The sequence below is a fragment of the Nitratidesulfovibrio sp. 1201_IL3209 genome (assembly GCF_036763125.1).
GTDB lineage: Bacteria > Desulfobacterota > Desulfovibrionia > Desulfovibrionales > Desulfovibrionaceae > Cupidesulfovibrio.
The window spans coordinates 23,989-49,828 of the sequence record NZ_JBAIYT010000024.1 but is presented as its reverse complement, the minus strand read 5'-3'; the positions used below and the strand labels follow the sequence as shown (position 1 = coordinate 49,828).

Genomic DNA, 25,840 nt, shown 5'->3' with positions numbered 1-25,840 from the left:
GCGGCCTGCCGGATTGCCGGTGGCCGTCATCGGCCGTCGCCGGTGGCTGGCGGAACGGCCGGGCCGCGTCCGCGTCCCCGTCCGTGCCCCTGTCCGCGCCCGGACCCGAACCCCTGCCCGCGACCCTGCCCGGTACCCCGTCCGGCGCCCTTGCCGAACCTTTGCCCGTTGCCCCGGCCGTTGTCCGGCCGCAAGGCGTCGATGACGTCCCGTGCCGTGTCGAGGACGTTGCCGAGGTTGGCGGCCAACTCGTCAAGGGCGGAAGCCTCCGCGCTCGCGTCCTCGGCCACGGGCGGATACGGGCGGCCGGCGGACCCGCGCCGTGCCCGTGCCGCGCCGCAGCGGCCCATGCCGCGTCCGGTGCCGGGGCCCTGCCCCAGGGGACCTGTTCCGTTCATGCCAGGCATATGCGCCTCCTGATTACAGGTGAAACCGTGACCACGCGGCCACGGTTGTCGATGAGCAGGAACCGTTCCAGCACATGACGGTCAATGATACTGGTCTATTATGATGGGCATGAAGCGCCTGGAGAAAAAGCGGGCGCAAAACGCGCCCACGTGGTACGTGAATGCTTGCGTACACGACAACCGACAATGCCGCGCCACGCGGCGCACTGCATCCGGAAAAAGGAGCCCCCCATGGCCCTGCCGCGCGACATATCCTGCGAAGCCATCATGGAAAGCGTGGCCGACGGCGTGTTCACCGTGGACCTCGACTGGCGCATCACCTCGTTCAACCGGGCGGCGGCGGCCATCACCGGGGTGCCCCCGCACGAGGCCCTGGGCAGGCGCTGCCGCGACGTGTTCCATTCCAGCATTTGCGACGGGGCCTGCGTGCTGCGGGCGTGCATCGAGCAGGACATGCCGTTGGGCAACCGCTCGGTGTTCATCCTGCGCCCGGACGGCCGCAAGGTGCCCGTGAGCATCAGCGGCGCGCCCCTGCGCGACCGGCGCGGCAGGCTGATGGGCGGGGTGGAGACCTTCCGCGACCTTTCCGTCCTGCACCTGATGCGCAAGCAACTGGACGGCCAGCACACGGTGGAGGACATCGTCACCCGCAGCGCGGCCATGATCCGCCTGCTGGGCATCCTGCCGCAGGTGGCGGCCAGCGACGCGCCCGTGCTGGTGCTGGGCGAATCGGGCACCGGCAAGGAACTGTTCGCCCGCGCCATCCACAACCTCGGCCCCCGGCGGGGCAGGCCCTTCGTGGGGGTGAACTGCGGGGCCCTGCCGGAACACCTGCTGGAATCGGAACTGTTCGGCTACAAGGCCGGGGCGTTCACCGACGCGCGGCGCGACAAGCCGGGGCGCTTCGCCCTGGTGGACGACGGCACCATCTTCCTCGACGAGATAGGCGACATGCCGCTGCCGTTGCAGGTGAAGATTTTGCGGGTGTTGCAGGAGAAGGTGTACGAGCCGTTGGGCGGGGTGCGGCCCCAGGCCGCGCCCGCGCGGGTCATCGCCGCCACCAACCGCGACCTGGAACGCATGGCGGGCACGGGGGCCTTCCGCAGCGACCTGTACTACCGGCTCAACGTGGTCATGCTGCGCCTGCCCGCCCTGCGCGAGCGGCCGGAGGACATCCCCCTGCTGCTCGAACACTTCGTGTCGCAGCGCAACCTGCTGAGCGGCAAGGATATCGAGGGCGTGTCCGAGGACGTGCTGCACCTGTTGCTGCGCTATCCCTTTCCCGGCAACGTGCGCGAACTGGAGAACATCGTCGAGTATGCGTTCATCCTGTGCCCGCGCGGGTTCATCCAGTTGGAACACCTGCCGGAATACCTGCTGGGCGCGCAGGCGCCGTCGGCCGGGTCCGCGCCAGCGGCGGGCGGGACCGTAGCGGCGGTTCCCGCCGGGCCGCGCACCATGGCCGCCGCCAAGCTGGCCGCTGCGCGCGAGGCCCTGCGGCGGCATGGCGGACGGGTCATGGCGGCCTGCCGCGAACTGGACATTTCCAAGGATACCCTGCGGCGCATCCTGAAGGGCGGCGGGGCGGGCTGAGCCGCCCGGCGTGGACGGGAGGCGGGCCTGACGGCGCGGCAAGACGGGTCACGGGCTGCGGCGGTGTCGCCGCCAGAGGAAAGATGGGCGTATTTTGCGCCCATTTTTTGTTTTGGGCGCGTTTCGCGTCCGTATCGGAGGGCTCTCCGGGACGCCACAGGCGTCACGCACATGCAACATGCCGTGATGACGGCGTGTTTCCGGATGGCATCATGCATGCTTGATGGGGGCGCGGCCGCCGCGCCGTGGGGACACCATGAATGCCCATGTCTGCCTTGCCTGCTACGAGGATCGCCTTGCCACGCTGCTGGAAACGGCCGCCGAACTGCGCTGCGTGCGCATGTCCGGCGGCGTTCCGGCGGAACGGACCGTCCTCCCCGTGCCGGATGGCGGTTCCGCGCCGCTCATCGACGTTCTGTCGCGCCATGGGGTTTCCCTGTTGGTGTGCGGGGGTATCCGCCCCTGCTGGCGGAACGCCGTGGAGATGGCCGGAATCGTCGTCCTGCCGTGGCTTTCGGGCAGCGAGGCGGACGTGCTTTCCGCCCTTGCCGGGGGCAGGCCGGACGCGCTTGCCATGCCCGGATGCCGGCCGTTTCGGGGAAGGGGAAACGAGGCGCGGCGCGGCGGCCCGTGTAACGCAACGGACGCAGCCTGCTTTCGGCGGCGGCGTCGCAACACAGGAGAATGATCCCATGCAGGTTCTCATCACCGTGCAGGATGACATGCCGGGTGCCCCGCCCAGCGCGGGCGGGGGCGACGCCCTTCTCGACGCCCGCCTGGACCCGCGCTTCGGGCGGGCGCAAGGCTATCTGCTGTGCGATACGGCCACGGGGGCGGTGCGCAGGCTGGATACGGCCTCCAACATGTCGCTGGCGCAGGGCGCGGGCATCCAGGCCGCGCAGGCCGCCGCCGACGCCGGGGCCGAGGCCGTGATCACCGGCCACGTGGGGCCCAAGGCGTACACGGCGCTGCGGCGGGGCGGCATCGCCGTCTATCTTTCGTCGCACGCCACCGTGCGCCAGGCCCTGCGCGCCCTGGCGGACGGCGGCCTGGCCCCGGCGACGGAGCCGGACAGGGAGGGGCACTGGTAGCCATGGGTACGGACATGCACGAAGAGGAACCCCGCTGCGGCTGCGGCGGGGCGGGTTGCGGCGGCGAGAAGCACGTGGAGGCCACCGGCGGCTGCACCGGATCGGGCTGCGGCGGTCAGGGTGAACATGCCGGGCAGGACGCGAACGGGCCGGGCGACGGCACGGAAACCCCGGTGCGCATGGCCGGGCGGGTGGGCGCCAAACTGGTGGTGCTGAGCGGCAAGGGCGGCGTGGGCAAGAGCACCGTGGCCGTGAACCTGGCCGTGGGGCTTGCGCGCACCGGGCGCACCGTGGGGCTGCTGGACGTGGACGTGCACGGCCCCAGCGTGCCGCGCATGCTGGGGCTTGGCAGGGCCCGGCCCGTGGCGGGAGAAGGCTGGATGGCCCCGGTGAGCGCGGGGCCGAACCTGCGGGTGATGTCGCTGGGCTTTTTCCTGCCCGACCCGGAAGTGCCGGTGGTCTGGCGCGGCCCGGTGAAGATGGGCCTGGTGCGGCAGTTCCTGGTCGACGTGCGCTGGGGCGACCTGGACGTGCTGGTGGTGGACTGCCCGCCCGGCACCGGCGACGAGCCGCTTTCGGTGCTGCAACTGCTGGGGCCGGAGGCGCACGCGGTCATCGTCACCACGCCGCAGGGCGTGGCCGTGGACGACGTGCGGCGATCCGTGGGCTTCTGCCGCCAGATCGGCAACCCCATCCTGGGCATCGTCGAGAACATGGGCGGCTACGTGTGTCCCCGCTGCGGCGAACCGACTCCGCTGTTTCCCGCCGGGGGCGGAGAACAACTGGCGCACGAGGCGGGAGTGCCGTTCCTGGGCAGCATTCCCCTGCACCCCGACCTGACCAGCGCCGGTGATGCCGGGCGCAGCCTGCTGGACGCGGATCCGGTCGCCGGGCAGGAACCGGAACACCCGGTGGTTCGGGCCTTCCTGCCGGTGGTTCGGGCGGCCGGGGCGGTGTGCCCGCCCGTGCCGGGAACCCCGGCGGTGGCGGCAATCCCGGCCAGCGACAACGGCGGCCCTGCGCCGCAAGGAGCATCGGACATGAAGATCGCCATTCCGCTGGCCGCAGGCAAACTGTGCCAGCATTTCGGGCATTGCGAGCAGTTCGCCGTGCTGACCGTGGACCCCGGCAGCGGCACGGTGAAGGACCGGGAACTGCTGACGCCCCCGCCCCACGAACCGGGCGTGCTGCCCGCGTGGATCGCGGAAACGGGCGCCCGGCTGGTCATTGCCGGGGGCATGGGGGCACGCGCGCGCCAACTGCTGGAAGAACAGGGCGTGCAAGTGCTTGTGGGCGCGGCGGTCGCCGACCCGGCCGACCTCGTGGCGGCATGGTTCGGGAATCGTCTGGAACTTGGGGCCAACACCTGCGACCATTAGGGGCCGCGCCGCCCCGTCCGGGGCGCGGCGGCGCGGCAACGAAAAACGGGCGCGGGGATGTCCCCGCGCCCGTCGTCAATGCGTTTGTGGCGTTGTGGCGTTATGATGCGCCGTGTTGCGGCGTGCGCCTAGCGGCGGTCGCCGCCACGGCCACGGTCGCCGCCACGGCCGCGATCACCGCCACGGCCGCCCCGGTCTCCACGACCACCACGGTCGCCCCGATCCCCACGGTCACCGCGATCACGCGGCGGGCCGGACGGACGGGCGGTGTCCTCGGGCTTCCATTCGATGCCCTGCTCTTCCAGCAGCACGGCCTTGCGGCTGGCGCGGATGCGGTCGCCGTTGATCTCGATGACCTTGACGGTCATGTCCTCGCCAAGGCGCGCCACGTCGCCGGCCTGTTCCACGCGGTTGGTGTCCAACTGCGAGATGTGCACCAGGGCTTCGAGGTTGGGCAGGATTTCGACGATGGCGCCGATTTCCAGCACCTTGCGCACCTTGCCCACGTAGTTCTTGCCCAGTTCCGCGCGCTGGTCGTAGTACTGCACCATTTCGCGGGCCATTTCCATGGCCTCGAAGGTGGGCGCGAAGATGGAGACCTTGCCGCTGTCCTCGATGTCGATGGACGCGCCGGTGGCGGCGGTGATGGCCTTGATGTTCTTGCCGCCGGGGCCGATGATGATGCGGATGACGTCGGGGTTGACGAACACCTCGGCATGCTGCGGCGCGTACTTGGACAGTTCGGTGCGGGGAGCTTCCAGCACCTTGGCCATCTCGCCCAGGATGTGCAGGCGCGCCTCGCGGGCCTGGGCCATGGCGCGGGCCATGACTTCGGTGGGCAGGCCGGTGATCTTGATGTCCATCTGGACCGCGGTGATGCCTTCGGCCGTGCCCGCGATCTTGAAGTCCATGTCGCCCAGGGCGTCTTCATCGCCAAGGATGTCGGTGAGCACCAGGTACTCGCCCTCTTCCTTGATCAGGCCCATGGCCACCCCGGCCACCGGGGCGGTGACGGGCACGCCCGCGTCCATCAGCGAAAGGCTGCCGCCGCACACCGCGGCCATGGACGACGAGCCGTTGGATTCCATGGTTTCCGCCACCACGCGCAGGGTGAAGGGGAAGGAATCGTCAACGGGCAGCACCGGCTTCAGCGCCTTTTCGGCAAGGGCGCCGTGGCCGATTTCGCGGCGGGACACGCGCGACATCTTCACTTCGCCCACCGAGTAGGGGGGGAAGTTGTAGTGCAGCATGAATTTCTTGGTCACGTCGCCCACCAGCGAATCCATGCGCTGGCTGTCGGTGGAACTGCCAAGGGTGGCCACCACCAGCGACTTGGTCTCGCCGCGCGCGAACAGGGCGGAACCGTGGGCGCGGGGCAGCAGGCCCGCCTCAATGAGGATGGGGCGCACGGTCCTGGTGTCGCGGCCGTCGATGCGGGTGCCTTCCTTCAGGATGCGGCGGCGCACCAGCACCTTTTCCAGCGAACCGAGCATGTCGCCCACTTCGCGGCCAAGGTTGGGGTTCTCGGCCAGGGCCGGGTCGGCCAGCAGGGCTTCGAGCACCTTCTCCTTCACGGCCTTGCGGGCGTCCTTGCGGGCCATCTTTTCGGGGATGCGCAGGGCCTTGTCCAGTTCGGCGGTGGCCAGTTCCTCGACGCGGGCCTTCAACTCGGTGTTTTCCACCGGCGGGGTCACGGTCATCTTGGCCTTGCCCACCAGTTCGGCCAGCTTGAGCTGGGCGTCGATGAGCGGCTGGATTTCCTTGTGGGCCCATTCCAGGGCGGCCACGATGACGTCCTCGGGCACGAACTTGGCCTCGCCTTCCACCATCACCACGGAGTCGCGCGAGGCGGCGATGACGATGGCGAGGTCGCTGGCCTCCATTTCCTTCAGGGTGGGGTTCAGCACGAACTCGCCGTTCACGCGGCCGATGCGCGCGCCCGCCACCGGGCCTTCGAAGGGAATGGGCGAGATGCACAGCGCGGCCGATGCGCCGGTAAGGGCCAGCACGTCGCTGTCGTTTTCCTGGTCGGCGGAAATGACGTTGGCGAGAATCTGCACTTCGTCACGGAAGCCCTTGGTGAACAGAGGGCGCACCGGACGGTCGATGAGGCGGGAAACCAGGGTTTCGCGCTCGCTGGGGCGGCCGATTTCGCGGCGGAAGAAGCTGCCGGGAATGCGGCCCGCGGCGTACATCTTTTCGGAGTAGTCCACGGTCAGCGGGAAGAAGCCCATGTCGCGCTCCATGGGCTGGGTGCACGCGGTGACGAGCACCACGGTGCCGCCGCACTGCACCCAGACCGCGCCGTGCGCCTGGTTGGCGAGGCGGCCGGTCTCGAGGATGATCTCTTTTCCGCCAACCGTGGCGGAGACGCGCGTGGCGTCGAAAACGCTTTCCATTGTTGCGTTCCTTCTCGATGCAGCGAAGGGGATTCCGGGGAGAAGGCCATGACGTGGCGGGGTGTGGCCAGGCGGGACCGGACGGGACTAGCCGGAACCGGACGGAGCCGGCCGGGACAGACCGGAACCGGGCATGACCGGATATGGCCGGACAGGACCGGACGGGGCCAACGAGGCAGGACGGGGCGGGATGCGGCGTCGTGCCGTCATGGTGTGGCCGGGCCGATGTTGCGGCTCCGGCATGGCGCTCTTCCCGGACCCCCCTTCACGCTGCGTGTTGGGGGCGACTCGGCGCCCATATGCATCGCACGGGGCCCGGCGTCACGTGACGCCGGGCCCCGGCCGATGGCGGATTACTTTCTCAGGCCGAGCTTCTCGATCAGCGCACGGTAGCGCTGAACGTCCTTGTTCTTGAGGTATTTCAGGAGCTTCCTGCGCTGGCCGACCAATTTGAGCAGGCCGGTGCGCGAGTGGAAGTCCTTCTTGTGCACCTTGAAGTGTCCGGTGAGTTGCTCGATGCGGGCGGTGAGCAGCGCGACCTGCACTTCGGGCGACCCGGTGTCGCCTTCGTGCTTCGCGTGCACGTCAATGATGCCCTTCTTCTGATCGACGTCCATGACCACAGCTGTTTCCTCCATGCGGTTGTTACTGGCTCCACAGTCCCCGAAGCACGGTCCAGACCGGCTGCGCGTTCACGATGCGCGTCTCGGCCAGGGCCACGGGCGTGTCGTCCGGAGCGAGCATGATGGCCTTCAGCCCTTCGGCGAACGGCAGTTGCGCCATGGCCTCGGGCACGTAAGGCAGGGCCGTCCCGTTGCGTACCGCCGCTTCCTGCGCCGCGTCGATGCGCAGCTTGGGCCAGTGGGGCAGGGCACGCGTGACGGGTATGACCCGCTCCGGCAACCGCTCGGGCTCGGCGAGCACGGCATCGAGCTCGTGCGCCTCGTCAAGGCCGAACGGGTGACTGTACTCCCGGGTGAGTTCCGTAAGCATGGCGCCGCACCCTAAACGTATCCCCAAGCTGTGGGCCAGGGACCGTATGTAGGTGCCGGAACTGCACGTCACCCGGAAGGTCGCGGACGGCAGGTCGACCGATACGACCTGCGCCCGCGAAATTTCGACGGTCTTCGTCTTCACCGGCGTCTCGCGCCCGGCCCGGGACAGCTTGTACAGGGGCTGCCCCTGGTGCTTGGCGGCGGAGTAGGGCGGCACCTCCTGTTCGGTGCTGCCCAGCCAGCGTTCCACCTCGCGCCGGATGTCGTCCGGGGTCACGTGGCCGTACGGGGCGGTGGCCGTCACGCTGCCTTCCGCGTCCCACGTGTCGGTGGTGGTGCCAAGGCGAAGGGTGCCGCAATACACCTTTTCGCCGTCGGCCATCAGGTGGCCGGAAATCTTGGTCGCATGCCCCAGCAGCACAAGGAGCACCCCCCTCGCCATGGGGTCGAGGGTGCCCGCGTGTCCGATCTTTTTCTGGCCCAGCCGCTTCACCCTGGCGATGCACTGCGCCGAGGTGGGGCCCTGGGGCTTGTTCAGCACCAGAAGGCCGTGCTGCTGCGCTGGCAGGACAGCCATATACCCTATGCCTCTTTGCCGCAGGGCGCAAGCTGCGCGGGAATGGCCGCCAGCACGGCGCGCGCGGCCTCGTGCGGTTCCATGGCCAGTTCCGCCCCGGCCGCGTTGCGGTGGCCGCCGCCGCCAAAGGCCGCCGCCACCACGCGCACGTCATCCGTGCCGCTGGAGCGCAGGCTGATCTTGCTGCGGCCCGAGCCGTCGCCGCGCACCATCAGCGAAACGCGCACCCCCGCAAGGCGCCGCAATTGAGAGGCATACCCCTCCAGGTCGTCCTTGTCCGCCCCGTGCAGCGCGAACATGTCGTCGGTGATCACCGATACCGCCACCGCGCCGCCGCAGTGCAGCTCTATGCCCTGCATCAGCGCGCCCCACAGCCGCATGCGGCCGATGGACCAGTTGTTTTCCAGCCGGTCGTGGAACAGGCCGGGTTGCAGCCCCAGCCGCACGATCTCCGCCGCCAGTTCCAGCAGGTCGCCGCTGGTGCTGCCGTAGCAGAAGTTGCCGGTGTCCGTGCACATGCCCAGGTACACCGCCTCGCCCAGCGGGCCGGAAAGCGGCACGCCCAGTTCGCGCGCCAGCATGCCCGCCATCTGGCAGGTGGCCGCCAGGTGCGGCTCCACCCAGTTGCCCACCGTGCCGAACATCGGATTGCCCTGGTGATGGTCGATGTTCACGCTGCGCAACTCCGGCAGCCTCGCCTGCAAGTCGCCGCCCACGCGGTGCGCGTCGCCGCAGTCCAGGATTACCGCCAGGCGCGGCGTGAACCCTTCCAGTTCCGCCCAGGTGCGCGCCACCGGGCCGCCCATGTCCACCCAGCCATACTGGTGCGGCACTCCGCTGGTGTTGTACAGCCGGAACCGCTTGCCCATGGCCCGCAGCACGTGCGCCAAAGCCGCCATGGACCCCACGGCGTCGCCGTCCGGGTTGGCGTGGCTGGCCACAAGGATGTCGTCCTCCGCACGGAGGATGGCGGCAATGCTGGCTGCGGTGTCGGTCATGGCGGGGTTCCTGCGGGGCGGAGTGGGACGGGAAGATGGGAGCGCGGGGGAAGGGACCCTTTGGAAAGGGTCCCCTTCCCCCGGACCCCCATCCCCCCAAACTTTTTATTTGGGGTAGGCGCACCGAGGCTTTTGAATTGCGGGATTTTCGTTTGCTGGCAAGGAAAACGAGGCTGGCAGGAGGGAGCGTACTCTTTGGTACGTGACCGACTGGCAGTCGAAGTTTGACGCAGCCAGCAGGCGAAAGGCCCGCAATTCACTATTCCGCGGCAAAGAATTCAATATCGCTGTAGGTCATTTCCTCGGGGCACACGGCCTCGATCATGGCCAGGCACTTGTCGAGGCGGCTTTGCAGGTGCCGCTCGCTGTTGCTGACCGAAACCACGGCCAGCGACAGCCGGGTCAGGGAATCCTGGTTGCGCACCTCGGCCACGGCCACGTTGAAGGTGTTGCGCACCTTCGTCTTCAGGCTGCTGGCGATGCGCCGCTTCCCCTTCAGGGAATCGTTGCCGTGCAACTCGAATTCCACCGTGAGCACGCCGATGATCATGGGAATATGGCGCCATGGGGCGCAGCGGTTGCAAGTCTGCCGACAACAAACCGGGGGTGCAGGGGGCGCAAGCCCCCTGCCCGCCGGAGGCGTATACAACAGAACCCGTTACAGCGTGGCGGCTTCCTCGACCATCTCGAAGGCTTCGATGACGTCGCCGATCTTGATGTCGTTGAAGTTTTCGAGGCCCACGCCGCATTCGTAGCCCTTCAGGACTTCCTTCATGTCGTCCTTGAAGCGCTTGAGGGACGTGATCTTGCCGGTGTAGACCACCACGCCGTCGCGCAGCAGGCGCACGCCGGCGTTGCGGGTGATCTTGCCGTCGCTGACGTGGCAGCCCGCGATGGTGCCCACCTTGGGCACGCTGAAGGTCTGCCGCACTTCCACCTGGCCCAGGTACACTTCGCGCTGCACCGGGGCGAGCATGCCTTCCATGGCGCTCTTCACTTCATCCACGAGCTTGTAGATGATGTCGTAGAAGCGGATGTCCACGTTCTCCTGCTCGGCGATGTCCTTGACCTTGGCGGTCGGGCGGACGTTGAAGCCGATGATGATGGCGTCGGAGGCCGATGCCAGCAGGATGTCGGATTCGGAGATGGCCCCGGCCCCGCCGTGGATGATGTTGATGCGCACCTTGTCGGTGCTGAGCTTGCGCAGCGCCTCGGAGATGGCTTCCAGCGAGCCCTGCACGTCGGCCTTGACGACGAGGTTGAGCACCAGGGCTTCCTGGTCGTCGGCGCGGCGGGACAGGAACGTTTCCAGGGTGACCTTGGATTCGCGGGCCAGTTCCTTTTCGCGCTGCTTCACGGCGCGGGTTTCCGCGATGCGGCGGGCGAGCTTTTCGTCCGTCACGCACACGAATTCCTCGCCCGCTTCGGGCACGCCCTCGAAGCCCTGCACTTCCACCGGCATGGCGGGGCCGGCTTCCTTCACCTTCTTGCCCTGGTCGTTGAACATGGCGCGCACGCGGCCGCTGAACACGCCGCACACGAAGGTGTCGCCCTGGCGCAGAGTGCCTTCCTGGATCAGCACGGTGGCCACGGGGCCACGGCCCTTGTCCAGCTTGGCTTCCACGATGTGGCCGCGCGCGGGCTTGTCGGGGTTGGCCTTCAGTTCCAGGATTTCGGCCTGGAGGGCCAGCAGTTCCAGCAGTTCGTCAAGGCCCTGGCGGGTCTTGGCGGACACGTGGCTGAACACGGTGTCGCCGCCCCAGGCTTCGGAAACCAGGCCCAGTTCGGCCAGTTCGCGCTGCACGCGGTCGGGGTTGGCGCCTTCCTTGTCCATCTTGTTCACGGCGACCATGATGGGCACGCCGGCGGCCTTGGAGTGGTTCACCGCTTCGCGGGTCTGCTCCATGACGCCGTCGTCGGCGGCCACCACCAGCACCACGATGTCGGTCACCTGCGCGCCTCGGGCGCGCATGGCGGTGAACGCCTCGTGGCCGGGCGTGTCGAGGAACACGATTTCACCCTTCTTGGTGGTCACGTGGTACGCGCCGATGTGCTGGGTGATGCCGCCCGCTTCGCCCAACGTGACGTTGGTCTTGCGGATGGCGTCCAGCAGCGAGGTCTTGCCGTGGTCCACGTGGCCCATGATGGTGACCACGGGCGGCCGGTGCTGCATGGTTTCGGGCGCGTCCTCTTCCTTGGGGATCAGGTAGTCGTCTTCCGAGAAGCCCACCTTTTCCACTTCGTAGCCGAACTCGGAGGCCACCAGGGTGGCGGTCTCGATGTCCAGCGACTGGTTGATGGTCGCCATGACGCCGAGGCCGAACAGCACCTTGATGATCTCGGTGGACTTCAGGCCCATCTGGTGGGCCATGTCGGCCACGCGGATGGCTTCCTCGACCTTGATCTTGCGCTTGGCGGCCTTCAGCGGCTGGGTGGCGGCGGCGGGCTTCATGTCGCGGCCCTTGCGCCCCTTGCCGCGGCGGGCGCCGCCGCGCGGGAAATCGTCGTCCTCGCGGCCGCGCGGGGCGCGGTCGGCGCCAGCCTGGAAGTCCACCGTGCGGCGGCCCTTCAGGCGCTTCTTCTTGCTCTGGCCTTCGTCGCCGCCCGCCGGGGGCTGGCCCATGCCGGGCCCGCCGGGACCTGCCGGACGCGGACCGTAGCCGGGCCCGCCGGGACCACCGGGACGGGGGCCGCCAGGGCCGCCCGGACGGTAGCCGGGACGGTCGCCACCGGGGCCGCCGGGACCGCCGGGACCGCTAGGACGGGGGCCGTAACCGGGGCGATCACCGCCGGGGCCGCCGGGACCACCGGGACGGGGCGCGTAGCCCGGACGGTCGCCACCGGGACCGCCGGGGCGGGGGGCGTAGCCGGGACGGTCGCCGCCGGGGCCGCCGGAGCGGGGCTGGTAGCCCTGCCGGTCGCCGTACGCGGGGCGGTCGCCACGGTCGCCATAGGCGGGCCGGTCGCCCTGCCCGTCGCGCGGGTAGGGGCGCGGAGCCGGGGCGGAAGGATCGGGACGGGAAATGACGCGGACCTGCGGTCCGGGCGCGTCGGGCGTGCGCTTCTTTTTCTTGCGGCGGCGGCCGTCGGCGTCTTCCTCGTCGTCGTCCACACCTTCGCCGCGCGGGGCGGCGTCGGCCGCCACGGGGGGCAGGATGGACGGCTGGGGGGTGGCGTCGGGCACGGCCGAGGCGTCGGGCCGGGCCGGGCGGATGACGCGCGCGGCGGGCACGGCGGGCCTGGACTCCGCGGCCTTTTCGGCCACGGGCGCGGCCGGTGCGGCCTCTGCCGGGGCTTCGGCGGCGGGAGCGGCCGATGCCGGGGCGGGCTCGTCGGGGCGGCGGATGATGCGCGCGGCGGGCGCGACAGGCGTAGCCGGGCGTGCCTCGGGCGCCGCGGGGGCTTCGGCGCGGGCGGCACGGGTGGGCCGTTCGTCAGCCACAGGCGGCACGGTCGCCCCGGTCGCTTCGGCCCTGGCGGCCTCGGGGGCGCCGGCTTCGGCGGCGTCGGCAGCGCCGGGGGCGGCTTCGCGCTCTTCGGCACGACGACGCGCGGGGGCTTCGCCCTCTTCGCCGTCGCGGCGGCGGCGGCGCACGATGACGCCGGGCTGCACCACCTTGCGGTCAACGCCCGCTTCGGCGGCCTGGCCCTGATGGCGTTCGCGCACGCGGGCGACCTCGTCGGCGTTGAGCATGGTCATCACGCTCTTGGCCGGGATGTCGAGGTCACGCAGCGTGTGGAGCAGATCTTTGGTGGACACGCCCAGCTCCGTGGACAGGTCCTTCACCCTGGTCTTGTCGTCGGTCATTCCTGAACCCCCTTGCGCTTCCTCCGCCAGCCGCCGAATTTCCGGAATCGCTCCCGGCATTCGGGGCTTTCGCATACGTAGACCCCCCGTCCAGGCAGTACCTGCCTTTCGTCCGGAACGGGGTCGGCCCCCGCCCCGGCGGCGTCCGTCGGGGGGACGTACCGCAGAAGCTCGCGCTTTGCAAAGCGGCGCCTGCATATGACGCAGGTGCGTAATGGTATGTGCTTCCCGCGGATGGCGTCATCCATCCGCGTACTATTCCTTCGCTTCGGCTTCGGTTCCCTGGTCAGCGCTCTGCGGGTCGGCTTCCGGGATGGCTTCCGCCTCCGGCCCGGCGGCCGCGTCGGCCTCGCCCTGCGCCTGGGGCGCAAGGAAGTTGATGGCCGCGCGCAGGTCGGCGATCTTGCCCGGCGCAAGGCCCAGCGCCGAGGAAAGTTCCTCGTCGTCGGCTTCGCGCAGGCGCTCGATGGACTGGAACCCTGCCGCGATGAACTGTTCGATGGAGATTTCGGCGACGCTGGCGATCTGTTCGAGCCCGCGTCCGATGGCGTTGGCCTCGTTGTAGCGGGTTTCGGTGTAGATATCTATCTTCCAGCCCAGCAGCTTGGCGGCCAGCTTCACGTTCTGGCCCTTGCGGCCGATGGCGTTGGTCAGCTGGTCGTCGGGCACGATGACTTCGAGCAGGTTTTCTTCCTCGTCCACCACGATGCGCGAGATCACCGCCGGGGACAGGGCGTTGCGGGCGTAGGTGGCGATGTCCGGGCTCCAGACCACGATGTCGATGCGCTCGCCGCGCATCTCCTGCACGATGTTCTGGATGCGCGAACCGCGAATGCCCACGCACGCGCCCACCGGGTCCACGTCGCGGTCGCGCGACATGACGGCCGCCTTGGCGCGGCTGCCGGGGTCGCGGGCCACGCCCATGATCTGCACGGTGCCGTCGTCCACCTCGGGCACCTCGCGGCGGAACAGGGCCGCCATGTAGTCGCGGTGCGCGCGCGAGACGATGACCTGCGGGCCGCGTCCTTCCTTGCGCACGTCGATGAGGATGGCCTGCACCCGGTCGCCGCGCTTGTAGTGTTCGCGCGGGATCTGCTCTTCCTTGGGCAGCAGCGCCTCGGTGCGGCCGAGGTTGATGATCCACCCGGCCTTGTCGCGGCGCTGGATGATGCCGCTGACGATCTCGCCCCGGCGGTCCTTGTATTCCTCGTAGATGATCTCCTGCTCCGCGTCGCGCATGCGCTGGATGATCACCTGCTTGGCCGACTGGGCGGCGATGCGGCCGAGGTCCTCGATCTTCACGCGGAAGCCCATTTCGTCGTCCAGCTGCACGCTGGGGTCGTGGGTGCGCGCGTCCTCGAGCGAAATTTCGCTGTTGGGATTCTCGACCTTCTTCACGACGATCTTGAACTGGTAGACGTCGATCTCGCCGGTCTCGTCGTTGTAGCTGACTTCGGCGTCCATCTCGTCGCCGAACTTGCGGGCCACGGAGGTGCGGACGGCTTCCTCCAGGGTGTCGATCAGCATGTCGCGGTCAAGGCCCTTGTCCTTGCTGATCTGGTCGATGGCCTTCTTGAGTTCCAGGCTCATGGGTACTCCTCCGGATCGGTGGCCTAGTCCGTGGTGTCGTCGTGCGGTGCGCCGCCGCGTGCGGGCTTTTTGGGCTGCGCCTTCTTGCGCTGGCCGGTCTTGCCGCCGGGCTGGGGCCGGGTCGTGTCGGGAAAGATGTGGACGAGGTGCGCCTTCTTCACGTCGTCCCACGCCACGGTGAGGGGGGTGGGGGCTTCGTCGGGGCGGGGCGCGGCGTCGGGCAGGAAGGTGAGGGTGTCGCCTTCCACCCGCACGATGTCCCCCCGGAACTTGCGGCGGCCCGGCCATTCGGGGTGGGGCAGCGCAAGGGTCAGTTCGATGGTGCGGCCCGCGTAGGGGGCCATCTGGTCGGCCTCGAAGAAGGGGCGTTCCAGACCGGGAGAGGACACTTCGAGCACGTAGGCGTCGCGGATCACGTCCTCCACGTCCAGGGCAAGGCCCAGCTGGCGCGAGAGGCGGGCGCACTGGTCTATTGTAACGCCTTCGGGACCGGCGCCTTCCGGCGGCAGGGCGTCGGCGGCGGCGTCTTCGGCGGGCGCGGCTTCGGGCTCGGATCCGGTTCCGGGCGCGCCGGGTTTGGCGTCCACGTACACGCGCACCACCGTGCGTCCCCCGGCAAGGATCTCGATGCCCCACAGGGCGATGCCCAGGGCATCGGCCAGGGGCGAGGCGATGGCGGCGACGGCGTCGCGGAGGGGATGCGTGCTCATGATGCGGGGTGTCGTTCCGTTGTCGTGGGCGGCGGGGCCGCAGCAAAAAAAAAGGGGGCCGAAAGGCCACCCGGAATGGCCGCGCACGGCCCTCAGGATGTCGAAGCGGCGTTGCCGTGGAGCGGTAAGGCGTGGCGCTCCGTGAAGCGATTCCAGAGGAATATCGGCAGCCGCTTCTGTCAAGACGAGAGTGTATAGTATGGGGGCCGCGTCCTGTCAACAGGGAATGACGCGGATTCCGGCGGGGCGCGGGGCGTGGGCGGGCCACCGCGCAGCCGGTGTGGGGGCGGGGACCGTCGTGGTTCCGTCGGTTCGCCCCGCGCGCGGGCGGCGCAAGGGGCGTGCGCACGCCGCCACGCACCGGCATGATTCACGTTTTGGGGCATGGTCCATGCCTTGCATTGCCACCGGCGCGGGTACCATGCCCGCAAGGAGGCACGCATGCAGGAAGGCATGTTGTCGAGTCTGTTCGGCGCGCTCACCAACGAGCACCGCATGAACAACATCTCGAACAATCTGGCGAACGTGAATACCACGGGCTACAAGCGCGACGTCATATCCTTCAAGGATACCATGCAGCTGTTCGCCCATGACCAGATCATGGAACCCATCGCCAACGTGCGCTCGAAAAAGCTCTTTCCGGAGCCCATGCACGTGGCCCGGCCGCGCATCGCCGTGGCCCACACCGACTTCGACCAGGGCAGCATGCGCTACACCGGCAACCCGCTGGACGTGGCCATTTCCGGCAACGCCTTTTTCAAGGTGCGCACCCCCGAGGGCGAATTCTACACCCGCAACGGCAACTTCCTGCAAACCGCGGACGGCCAGCTGGTGACGGCCATGGGCCACGCGGTGCAGGGCGACGGCGGCGACCTGGGCCTGCCGCCCGGCGAGCAGGTGCAGATTTCCGACGACGGGCAGATCTTCGCGGACGGCGTGCAGGTGGGGCAGCTGAACCTGGTCACCGTGAACGACCTGACCGCCCTGGAAAAGCTGGGCGGCAACATGTACCGGCTGCGGCCGGGCTCCGACGCGGGCGAGGTGCCCGCGCAGGGGGCCTACGTGGCGCAGGGCTACCTGGAGGCGTCCAACGTCGAGGTGGTCTCCGAAATGGTGAACATGATCGAGGCCCAGCGGCAGTTCGAAGCCTACCAGAAGGTGATGCAGACCTCGGATTCGATAGACCGGGAGGCTACCCAGAAGGTGGGCAAGAAAGTCTAGCGGGTGTCGGCATGAGTGTCTTTTTGCCCTCTGCCTGCGTCAGAATGGCTTTTTACTCCGGTCAAATACCATCAAAGTATGTTCCCTTCATAAAAAGCCATTCTTCCTTGGCAGAGAACAAAAATCCTACTCATGCCGACACCCGCCGGAGAAGCGCGCCGCTTTGCCCACTGACGGTTGACGCCGCGCGGGCACGGTTGCCCGGTGCATCCGGCATCCCGTTTGCAAACACCTGCCTGGCGGGCAACCACCGCCGGACAACTGACGGAATCAACCTCCTCGCAAGGAGACAGCAACCATGATGCGTTCACTCTGGACGGCCGCCACCGGCATGGTGGCCCAACAGCTCAACATCGACGTGATCTCCAACAACCTCGCCAACGTGAACACCACGAGCTTCAAGAAAAGCCGCGCGGAGTTCGAGGACCTCATGTACCAGAACATGCGCATCGCCGGTGCCGCCACCGAGGGCGACAACCGCATTCCCACCGGCATCCAGGTGGGCATGGGCGTGCGGCCCACCACGGTGCACAAGTTCTTCACCCAGGGCGACTACCAGAATACCGGCAACTCGCTGGACCTGGCCATCGAAGGCGACGGCTTCTTCCTGGTGCAGGTGAACGGCGAGGACGCCTACACCCGCGCGGGCGCGTTCAAGCTGAACCAGGACGGGGTGGTGGTGACCGCCAATGGCTACACCCTGCAACCCGAATTCACCGTGCCCGCCGAAACCAAGAACATCACGGTGACGGAAAACGGGCACATCTCCGCGCTGGACAGCAACGGCGCGGCGCTGGCCGAGGCCGACATCCCCCTCTACACCTTCATCAACCCGGCGGGCCTCGAAGCGCGCGGGCGCAACCTGTACATCCCGTCCGAAGCCTCGGGCGAGGCGGTGGAAGGCGTGCCCGGCGAAGACAACGTGGGCACCATCGCCCAGGGCTTTCTGGAAATGTCCAACGTCGAGGTGGTGGACGAGATGGTGAACATGATCGTGGGCCAGCGCGCCTACGAAATGAACTCCAAGGCCATCCAGACCTCGGACACCATGTTGCAGACCGCCGTGCAGCTGAAGCGCTAGGCCGGGGAGACACCACATGATCCGCCACCACCGTTCCGGGCCAGCCCGCCGTTCCGCCGTCATGGCGTCCGCATTCGCCGGTCCCATGGCCTGGCTGGCCGCGCTGGCCCTTGCCATCGGCCTGCTGGCCTTCGGCCTTGCCCCGGCCCGTGCAGGCACCGCCGACGCGGGCTGGCGCATCCGGCTGCTGGACGCGGCCGTGGTGTCCGGTTCCACGGTGACCCTGGGCGAGATCGCCGAACCGGTGGGTCCCATTCCCCCGCAGACCTGGCGTGAACTGGCCGCCACGCCCCTGTGGCCCTCGCCCGCCGAGCCGGGCCGCCCCATGAGCGTCAACCGCCCGCGCCTGCAGCAGGCCCTGCGCGAAGCCCTGCGCGACACCGAAGCCCTGTGCCTGTACCCCGGCACGCTGGTGCTCCAGCGCGGCGGCGCGGTGCTGCGCGAGGCCGACCTGCGCGCCCTGGCCGTCAGGACTCTGACGCCCGCCCTGGCCGCCATGCCCGGCGAGGCGTCCATGCAGGACTACCGCCTGCCGCCCTACGTCTTTCTGGCCCACCCGCAGCAGCAGGTGGTGGTGGAGAACACCCTGGCCGCCCCCGGCCGCAACACCCTGCGCTTTGCCGTGCGCGAGGTGGACGGCGGCACGGTGCGCAAGTTCACCGGTTCCGCCTTCGTGGACGTGTGGGCCGACGTGCCCTGCGCCGCGCAGCCCGTGAACAAGGACGACGTGCTGACCCCCGACAAGGTCACCCACGTGCGCAAGAACCTGGCCTACCTGCGCGAGCCCGCCTGGGACGGCCGTGGCGGCCCGTGGCGCCTGACCCGCCCCGTGGGCGCCGACCAGGTGATCTACCAGAGCGATCTTTCCGGCGTGCCCACCGTGCGGCGCGGCAGCGTGGTGACCGTGCTGTACGAATCCGGCTCGGTGCGCATGCAGGTGCAGGGCGAGGCCATGGCCGACGGCGGCCTTGGCGAGACCATTCCCGTGCGCAACATGCAAAGCAAGCGGCAGATCTATGCCGCCGTGAAGGATGGGGGGACGGTCAGCGTGCGGTAGGCCCGCAAGGTCCGGACCGACCGCATGACGGCGGCGCGCCCGCCGTGCCGCATCCCGCATCCGCAATCCAAGGAGAACCGCCATGAAACGCAGACTGCTCGCCGCCGGGTGCGCCATGCTGCTGCTTTCCGGGTGCAACGCCGCCCGCCAGCAGCCCTCGCCGGTGCCGCCGGTCACGCAGCCGCAAGCCTATGCCGAGCCCGAGGATACGGCGGCCAACCCCGGCTCGCTGTACAGCGAGTCGGAGTCGGAATTCCTGTTCTCCGACAACCGCGCCCGCCGGGTGGGCGACATCGTGCTGGTCAAGGTCGTGGAAACCGACAAGGCCAAGAACAAGGCCGACACCACGGCCGACAAGACCTCCACCAACGAACTGGGCGTCAGCGCCTTCTTTGGGCAGTCCAGCGCGTCCATCAACCCCATGAACCCCACGGGGCCGTTCAGCGGGCTGGTGGGCACCAACCCCGTGCTGGGCACCAGCTCCACCTCCAAGCATTCGGCTACCGGCGAAACCAAGCGCGAAAGCACCGTCACCACCACCATCGCCGCCCGCGTGCTGCGCGTGCTGCCCGGCGGCCTGATGGAAGTGGAAGGCGCCCGCGAAACCCGCGTCAACGACGAGACGCAGTACATCGTGGTCAGCGGCCTGGTGCGCGCCCGCGACGTGGCCTCGGACAACTCCGTGACCTCGTCGCAGATGGCCAACGCCCGCATCGAGTACTACGGAAAGGGCACCCTGGCGGACAAGCAGAAGCCGGGGTGGTTTACGCGTCTCATGGACAACGTCTGGCCGTTCTAGTGCGAACGCGGCGATTCCGCCCGCATGCATCGTCAAACGTCGCCGCCGCCGGGGTCGAGTACCGAAGAGTACACTCCCCCGGCGGCGGCTCCGTTTTCCTTGCCTGCGAACGGACTTGCCGCGTTCGCGCCGCGCGGTGCGGGCGAAGAGAGGGGGGCAGTGTTCCCTCGTCGTCCCCGCTTTCCTTGCCTGCGGACCAGCCGGGCGCATTTCCTTATGATTCGTCGAACGCGGCGATTCCGCCCGCATGCATCGTCAAACGTCGCCGTCGCCGGGGTCGAGTACCAAAGAGTACACTCCCCCGGCGGCGGCTTCGTTTTCCTTGCCTGCGAACGGACTTGCCGCGTTCGCATCGCGCGGTGGGGCTGAAGGAGGGGGGAAGAAGCAATACTCCCTTGTTGTCGGCCCCGCTTTCCTTGCCTGCGGGCGGAATCGCCGCGTTCGCTCTGGCACGGTGTTGGCAATACCCACGGGCAGCGCCGGAATACCGTCGGATACCCGTCGGTGCCCGCGCCTTGCGGAATGCCTATCTTGCAGATTGTCAGCAATCCGCGCGCCCCACTCCTTCGCAAACTATCCGGGGGGGGCCGCGTAACGGGCTGCCCAGCGCAGCCGGATTTCCGGAGATACGCCATGTCGCCCAGCCTTCGCTCCCTCACCGCCCGTCTTCTCGTGATCCCGCTGCTTGCGGCCCTGTGGCTGCTGGCCCTGCCGGGCGGCGCGGAAGCCGTGCGTATCAAGGACATCGCCAGCTTCGGCGGCGTGCGCGACAACCAGCTGGTGGGCTACGGCCTGGTGGTGGGCCTGGGCGGCACGGGCGACAAGAAGGACTCCACCTTCACCATGAGTTCCATGGTCAACATGCTGGAACGCATGGGCGTGGCCGTGGACCAGACCAAGATGAAGCCCAAGAACGTGGCCGCCGTCATGGTCACCACGCGCATGCCCGTTTCCGCCAAGCCCGGCACCCGGCTGGACGTCACCGTGTCGTCCATGGGCGACGCCACCAGCCTTCAGGGCGGGGTGCTGCTGCTCACGCCGCTGAAGGGCGTGGACGGCAAGGTGTACAGCCTGGCGCAGGGTCCGCTGGCCCTCGGCGGCTTTTCCGTGGAAGGGCAGGCCGCCCGCGCCCAGAAGAACGTGACCACCGTGGGCACCATTCCCGGCGGGGCCATCGTGGAGCGGGGCATCCCCTTTCAGTTCAACAGCCAGGACACGCTGACCCTGCATATGACCAGCGCCGACTTTTCCACCACCATGCAGGTGGTGGAGCGGCTGAACCGGGTCATGGGCGGCAGCTACGCCAAGGCCCAGGACGCCTCCACCGTGGCCCTGGATGTGCCGCCCGCCTATCGGGGCAACCTGGTGCCGCTGATGGCCTCCATCGAAAACATCGAGGTCACCCCCGACTCCCCGGCCCGGGTGGTGGTGGACGAGAAGACCGGCACCGTGGTGCTGGGCCGCGACGTGCGCATATCGCGCGTGGCCGTGGCCCACGGCAGCCTCCAGGTCACCGTGCAGGAAGGCATGGACGTTTCGCAGCCCGGCCCGTTCAGTTCGGGCCAGACCGTGGCCACCCCGCGCACCGACATCAACGTGCGCGAGGAGAACCGCCGCCTGATGCTCATGGAGGGCGCCACCTTGCAGGAACTGGTGGACGGCCTGAACGCCGTCGGCGCCACCCCGCGCGACCTGATCTCCATCCTGCGGGCCATGAAGGCGGCGGGGGCTTTGCACGCGGATTTAGAGGTTATCTAATTTCAGGGTGATAGCGCCCGCGGGCAGCCTGTCGATGCAGCACGCGAGGCGAAATCCCGAATCGGGGGTGCAGGGGGCGAAGCCCCCTGACCGCCGGAGGCGTTCAAAAAAGCGCCCGCACCCCGACCCCGGCCGGAAGGACAGCAACCATGACCGCTCCCGTCGATCCCAAACTCGCCACCGCCGCCTCGGCCCAGCACGAGCTTACCCAGCGCAAGCTTGAGATGGACGCCCTGCGCAAGCGCCTGCGCAACGATCCGTCCAAGGAACAGAAGCTGCGCGAGGCGTGCGAGGGGTTCGAGTCCATCTTCGTGCAGAAGATGTGGGAGCAGATGCGCGCCACCCTGCCCAAGGAAGGCTACCTGCACAGCAAGGAGGAGGAATTCTGGCAGTCCATGTTCGACCAGGAGCTTGCCAAGAAGATGACCTCCGCAGGCGGCATCGGCCTTGCCGACATGATCTACGAGCAGCTTTCCACCCGCCTCACCGACGCCAGCCGCACCACCGCGCCCAGTTCGGTGCGCGAGCCGGTGGAGCTGAAACCGGTGTCGCTCATGCCGCGCATGATCACGCCCGTGGCAGAGTCCAAGGCCGGTGCGTCCCCGTCCATGTACGAGCCCGCCAGCCCCGAGGCCCCGGTGGCGCCGGAGGGGGCGGAAGCATCGGCCCCCCAGGGGGCTCCGGCGGACGGGCACGACTTGGTGCAACGGCACCTTGCCGAACTGGAACGCCAGGTGGCCTCCGCGCCCCCGGCCGGAGAGACCGGCCCGGCCACCGCGACCAACCCCGCCGTGAGTGATTCCGCCGCGACCAACCCCGCCGCGACCGGGGCGGCAGGCGGCACGGCCATGGCGGCCGTGGCTGCCGCCACGGCCGGGGCACCGGGCGTCGTCGCGGCCCAGACCGCCACCCCACCGGCTGAAGCCGGGCAGGCCGTGGACGCGGCCTTCACGGTCCAGCGCCGTACCGCGCGCGGCAAGGACGGCCCCGCGCGCGGCCTGCCCGCCGCCTCCGTGGGGGGCGAGAACACGCGCAAGGTGCGCAGCCCCATGCGCGACGCCCAACTGGGTCCGCCCATCGTGCACCGCACCGGGGCCATGAAGCGGGTGGCCTCGCCCGCGTCCACACGTGCGCTTACCGTACCTTCGGGTGCGCCTTCCGCTGCCGAGTTGCAGGCTGGCACGGCCGGGCAGGCGGCGCAGGGTGCCGTATCCGGCGATGCCGCCGTCGGCGCAACCCCGGCGTCCGGCGCAAACTCTTCGACCTCCACCATTCCGGCCTCCACGTCCCAGGCCGCACCGGCCCCCGCGTCGTCTCCCAAGGCGTCGCCCACGGGCGGCCCGGCGGTGGCCCTGGGCGCGCCCGGACCCATGGCCTGGCCGCATGAGGGGCGCATCGCGTCCGGCTTCGGCTGGCGCAACGACCCCATCACCGGCGAGCGGGCCTGGCATCCCGGCGTGGACATCGCCGTCACCGAGGGCGACCCGGTGCGCGCCGCCTGGGACGGCAAGGTGGTCTTTGCCGGAGAGCGGGCCGACTACGGCCGGCTGGTGGTGCTGGAGCACCCCGGCGGCTGGCGCAGTTTTTACGGCCACAACGGCAGCCTGGACGTGCGCGAGGGCGACGTGGTCCGGGCGGGCACGGAAATTGCCAAGGCAGGGGGGACGGGCCGCGTTGCCGGGCCGCATCTCCACTTCGAGGTGCGGCAGGGCGAACTGGCGGTAAACCCGGAATACGCGGCGCGCAGCCTCGCTTCCGGGGGGCCTGCGGCACAACGGACCCGCCCCGGAGGATAACCAGATGTACGACCAGATACGCGGCAATCTTGTCCGGCAGACCAAGGGCCTTGAAGTGCTGGCGCTGCTTCTTGAGGAAGAGTTTGCCCACCTGCGCGGCCGCGACCCCGACGCCGTGAGCGCGGTGGAATTCTCCATCCACGAACTGATGCGCCAGCTGGCCTGCGAACGCGTGGACCTGAAGGCGGCCATGCAGCGCACCCGGCTTTCGGAATACGCCGACATGCTGCCCGAGGAGCAGGCCGAGGAAGTGCGCGCCATCATCGCGCGCATCGACGCCCAGGAACAGCACTGCGCCCGCCAGGCCTCGCTGAACGCGGACCTGGCCCTGGCCCTGCTGGACCAGAGCCAGGAACTGCTGGACTTCCTGCATCGCCGTCTGGCCCCGCCCAGGCAGGAGACCTACGGGCGCAAGGGCGGCATGACCACCGCTCGCTCCGAGGCGGCGCTCATCCGCGGGAGGCTGTAAATGTCCGGCGTCACCTCGCTGCTCAACATGGGGCAGCTTTCGCTGCTGGCGAACCAGACCGCCATCCAGACCACGGGCAACAACATCGCCAACGTGAATACCGTGGGGTATTCGCGCCAGGCGGTGCGCTTCGAGGAGTACCCCGCCCTCGACGGCTTTCCCGGTCAGATCGGCAATGGCGCCTACGCGGCGGAGGTGTACCGCTATTTCAACGGCTTCGTGGAAAAGTCGTACCTGGACAAGGCCTCGCAGCAGTCCCGCTGGGATACGCAGTACGCAATGCTGCAAAGCGTGGAAAGCCTGTTCAACGAATCGTCCACCCCGGGCATCAACGCGGCCATGTCGCAGTTCTTCGCCGACTGGCAGGCCCTTTCGCAGCGGCCCGACGACAAGGCCAGCCGCGACGCCCTGCTTTCGCATTCCGACAACCTCGTCAAGCTGTTGCAGAATGCCGAGTCCAACCTGCGCATCATGCAGCAGCAGATGGACCAGTACCTGAAGCAGGAAGTGGGCGAGGCCAACAACCTGATCAAGCAGATCGCGGAACTGAACCGGCAGATCGAGATGCACGACGAGCCGGGCAAGAACAACGCCAACACCCTCATCGACAACCGCAACCTGCTGGTGCGCCAACTGGCGCAGAAGCTCGACGTGGACGTCATCGACAACGGCAGCGGCAAGTTCACGGTGGTCACCAAGGCCGGGCACACCCTGGTGGACGGGGTGAACGCCTTCTCGCTGGCCTACCAGGGGCCGCAGTCGCAGGCGTCGCTGACGCCCGGCTCGAACTTCGACGGCGAGATCCATTTCGACGGTTCGGACGAGTACGAATACACCCTCGACGTGGTGCAGTCCGGCGCGGTGACCAGCGGCGCGGGCGCGGCCATGTTCCGCGTCTCGCTGGACGGCGGCAAGACCTGGCTCAAGGACGAGAACGGCAACGACCGGTTATTTGCTGCTCGTCCTGAGGACCAGAAGGTCAAGGTGCAGGGGCTGGACATCTACTTCAGCGGGGCCACCCAGGACCTCACGGCGGGCGACCGCTTCACCGTCACGCCCAAAAGCGGCGTGTACTGGATAACGCCCACCACCTCGCCCCTGAACATCTCGCCCCAGACCATGGCCGACGGCACCGACAATCCCCGGCGCATCACCGGCGGGACCATCGGCGGGTACATGATCTTCCGCGACACGCAGGTGGGCCGCTACGTGGACCGCGTCAACGCCCTGTCGGAATCGCTGATCTGGGAAGTGAACCGCCTGCACAGCCAGGGGGCCGGGCTCGACCACATGTCGGTCATGAGCGGCACCTACGGCGTGTCCGACCCGTCCATCGCCCTGGGGTCCGACAGTTCGGGCCTGGCCTGGCTGGACCGGCTGGAATCGGGCAACTTCAGCATGTACGTCTACGATGCCGCCAGCGGCGCCTACCTTTCCAACGCCTCCGGCCCGCTGGACTTCGATTCGGTCACGCCGGGCATCCAGAACTTCGACCCCGCCGTGCATTCGCTGAACGACGTGCGCGACGCGCTGAACAACACCTTCGGCGCCTACATCACCGCCGACATCGTGGACAACAAGCTGGTGGTGCGCAGCAACGACGGCTACAAGTTCGGCGTGGGGGGGGATTCGTCCGGCCTGCTGGCGGGCCTTGGGCTGAACACCTACTTCCAGGGCTCGGACGCGTCCACCATCGCCGTGCGGCCCGACGTGCGCAGCGACACCAATTTCATCAATGCCGGCAAGATCAACGGCGGCAGCGAGGCCAACGCGGGCGACAACGACACCGCCACGGCCATCGCTGCGCTGGCCACCAAGGAAGTGACCATCGCCACCACCTTCGAGCGGGCCAGCTCGCAGACCCTGTCGGAATACTACAGCGCCATCGTGGCCACCGTGGGCGCGGACACCGCGTCCACCAAGTTCAACGCGGCCTATACCGCCACGCTGGCCAAGGACCTTGACGAGCGCCAGAGCCAGGTGGCCGGGGTGAACCTGGACGAGGAGATGGCGAACCTGGTCAAGTTCCAGCACGCCTACAAGGCGGCGGCCAAACTGGTGACCACGGCGGACCAGATGATGCAGACGCTGCTGGGCCTCAAGCAGTAGCGA

At 68.6% G+C, this 25,840-nt stretch carries 22 protein-coding genes; 11 read left to right on the top strand and 11 right to left on the bottom strand.

Annotated features, from left to right (window positions below; translation table 11 throughout):
* Positions 1-26: 26 nt before the first annotated feature.
* The gene (locus V6B97_RS11815; protein WP_333506715.1) at positions 27-407 is read right to left on the bottom strand and encodes a DUF5320 domain-containing protein; all 381 of its coding nucleotides are present in this window, start codon (positions 405-407) and stop codon (positions 27-29) included.
* A 231-nt stretch (positions 408-638) separates the two neighbouring features.
* Here V6B97_RS11815 and V6B97_RS11810 point away from each other — a divergent pair, with 231 nt between their 5' ends.
* Positions 639-2,000 carry a sigma-54 interaction domain-containing protein gene (locus V6B97_RS11810; protein WP_333506714.1) on the top strand — a complete coding sequence of 454 codons (1,362 nt, stop codon included), beginning with the start codon at positions 639-641 and terminating at the stop codon, positions 1,998-2,000.
* A gap of 282 nt (positions 2,001-2,282) precedes the next feature.
* Here the strand turns inward: V6B97_RS11810 and V6B97_RS11805 are convergent, their stop codons facing one another.
* Positions 2,283-2,576, bottom strand: coding sequence for a hypothetical protein (locus tag V6B97_RS11805; protein ID WP_333506713.1), 294 nt, complete (start codon positions 2,574-2,576; stop codon positions 2,283-2,285).
* Between the two features lie 116 nt (positions 2,577-2,692).
* Here V6B97_RS11805 and V6B97_RS11800 point away from each other — a divergent pair, with 116 nt between their 5' ends.
* Both V6B97_RS11800 and V6B97_RS11795 read left to right on the top strand, forming a co-directional pair.
* Entirely contained in the window at positions 2,693-3,091 is a 399-nt protein-coding gene (locus V6B97_RS11800; RefSeq protein ID WP_333506712.1) for a NifB/NifX family molybdenum-iron cluster-binding protein, read from the top strand.
* 2 nt (positions 3,092-3,093) lie between these two features.
* The gene (locus V6B97_RS11795; RefSeq protein WP_333506711.1) at positions 3,094-4,470 is read left to right on the top strand and encodes an iron-sulfur cluster carrier protein MrpORP; all 1,377 of its coding nucleotides are present in this window, start codon (positions 3,094-3,096) and stop codon (positions 4,468-4,470) included.
* A 128-nt stretch (positions 4,471-4,598) separates the two neighbouring features.
* Here V6B97_RS11795 and pnp read toward each other — a convergent pair whose 3' ends face one another.
* The 9 genes from pnp to rimP all read right to left on the bottom strand — a co-directional run bounded on the left by pnp (position 4,599) and on the right by rimP (position 15,547).
* On the bottom strand, positions 4,599-6,869 hold the full coding sequence (gene pnp / locus V6B97_RS11790; RefSeq protein WP_333506710.1) for a polyribonucleotide nucleotidyltransferase: 2,271 nt from the start codon (positions 6,867-6,869) through the stop codon (positions 4,599-4,601).
* Between the two features lie 353 nt (positions 6,870-7,222).
* Positions 7,223-7,486, bottom strand: coding sequence for a 30S ribosomal protein S15 (gene rpsO / locus V6B97_RS11785; RefSeq protein ID WP_442935487.1), 264 nt, complete (start codon positions 7,484-7,486; stop codon positions 7,223-7,225).
* Positions 7,487-7,514: 28 nt separating this feature from the next.
* Positions 7,515-8,441, bottom strand: a complete 927-nt coding sequence (truB, locus tag V6B97_RS11780; protein ID WP_333506708.1) for a tRNA pseudouridine(55) synthase TruB — start codon at positions 8,439-8,441, stop codon at positions 7,515-7,517.
* A gap of 5 nt (positions 8,442-8,446) precedes the next feature.
* The gene (locus V6B97_RS11775; protein ID WP_333506707.1) at positions 8,447-9,439 is read right to left on the bottom strand and encodes a DHH family phosphoesterase; all 993 of its coding nucleotides are present in this window, start codon (positions 9,437-9,439) and stop codon (positions 8,447-8,449) included.
* Positions 9,440-9,698: 259 nt separating this feature from the next.
* Entirely contained in the window at positions 9,699-9,989 is a 291-nt protein-coding gene (locus V6B97_RS11770) for a DUF503 domain-containing protein (RefSeq protein ID WP_333506706.1), read from the bottom strand.
* Between the two features lie 108 nt (positions 9,990-10,097).
* Positions 10,098-13,247: a translation initiation factor IF-2 gene (infB, locus tag V6B97_RS11765; RefSeq protein ID WP_333506705.1), complete on the bottom strand. Its 3,150-nt coding sequence runs from the start codon at positions 13,245-13,247 to the stop codon at positions 10,098-10,100.
* The gene (locus V6B97_RS11760) at positions 13,244-13,495 is read right to left on the bottom strand and encodes a YlxR family protein (RefSeq protein WP_333506704.1); all 252 of its coding nucleotides are present in this window, start codon (positions 13,493-13,495) and stop codon (positions 13,244-13,246) included. Before V6B97_RS11760 ends, infB begins: the two co-directional genes overlap by 4 nt.
* 7 nt (positions 13,496-13,502) lie before the next feature.
* Positions 13,503-14,837, bottom strand: a complete 1,335-nt coding sequence (nusA, locus tag V6B97_RS11755) for a transcription termination factor NusA (RefSeq protein ID WP_333506703.1) — start codon at positions 14,835-14,837, stop codon at positions 13,503-13,505.
* 23 nt (positions 14,838-14,860) lie between these two features.
* Positions 14,861-15,547 carry a ribosome maturation factor RimP gene (gene rimP, locus V6B97_RS11750; protein ID WP_333506702.1) on the bottom strand — a complete coding sequence of 229 codons (687 nt, stop codon included), beginning with the start codon at positions 15,545-15,547 and terminating at the stop codon, positions 14,861-14,863.
* Positions 15,548-15,988: 441 nt separating this feature from the next.
* On the opposite strand from rimP, the gene flgF reads away from it, so the two are divergent.
* The 8 genes from flgF to flgK all read left to right on the top strand — a co-directional run bounded on the left by flgF (position 15,989) and on the right by flgK (position 25,837).
* Positions 15,989-16,768: a flagellar basal-body rod protein FlgF gene (flgF, locus tag V6B97_RS11745; RefSeq protein ID WP_333506701.1), complete on the top strand. Its 780-nt coding sequence runs from the start codon at positions 15,989-15,991 to the stop codon at positions 16,766-16,768.
* A 298-nt stretch (positions 16,769-17,066) separates the two neighbouring features.
* Positions 17,067-17,849 carry a flagellar basal-body rod protein FlgG gene (flgG, locus tag V6B97_RS11740; protein ID WP_333506700.1) on the top strand — a complete coding sequence of 261 codons (783 nt, stop codon included), beginning with the start codon at positions 17,067-17,069 and terminating at the stop codon, positions 17,847-17,849.
* Between the two features lie 16 nt (positions 17,850-17,865).
* Positions 17,866-18,906, top strand: a complete 1,041-nt coding sequence (gene flgA, locus V6B97_RS11735) for a flagellar basal body P-ring formation chaperone FlgA (protein ID WP_333506699.1) — start codon at positions 17,866-17,868, stop codon at positions 18,904-18,906.
* A gap of 82 nt (positions 18,907-18,988) precedes the next feature.
* On the top strand, positions 18,989-19,705 hold the full coding sequence (locus V6B97_RS11730; protein ID WP_333506698.1) for a flagellar basal body L-ring protein FlgH: 717 nt from the start codon (positions 18,989-18,991) through the stop codon (positions 19,703-19,705).
* Positions 19,706-20,338: 633 nt separating this feature from the next.
* Positions 20,339-21,463: a flagellar basal body P-ring protein FlgI gene (locus V6B97_RS11725; protein WP_333506697.1), complete on the top strand. Its 1,125-nt coding sequence runs from the start codon at positions 20,339-20,341 to the stop codon at positions 21,461-21,463.
* Between the two features lie 149 nt (positions 21,464-21,612).
* Positions 21,613-23,259: a peptidoglycan DD-metalloendopeptidase family protein gene (locus tag V6B97_RS11720; protein WP_333506696.1), complete on the top strand. Its 1,647-nt coding sequence runs from the start codon at positions 21,613-21,615 to the stop codon at positions 23,257-23,259.
* A gap of 4 nt (positions 23,260-23,263) precedes the next feature.
* A complete protein-coding gene (flgN, locus tag V6B97_RS11715) occupies positions 23,264-23,728 on the top strand; it encodes a flagellar export chaperone FlgN (protein ID WP_333506695.1) in 465 nt (154 codons plus the stop codon).
* Entirely contained in the window at positions 23,729-25,837 is a 2,109-nt protein-coding gene (gene flgK, locus V6B97_RS11710) for a flagellar hook-associated protein FlgK (protein WP_333506694.1), read from the top strand.
* The last annotated feature ends 3 nt before the right edge of the window (positions 25,838-25,840 follow it).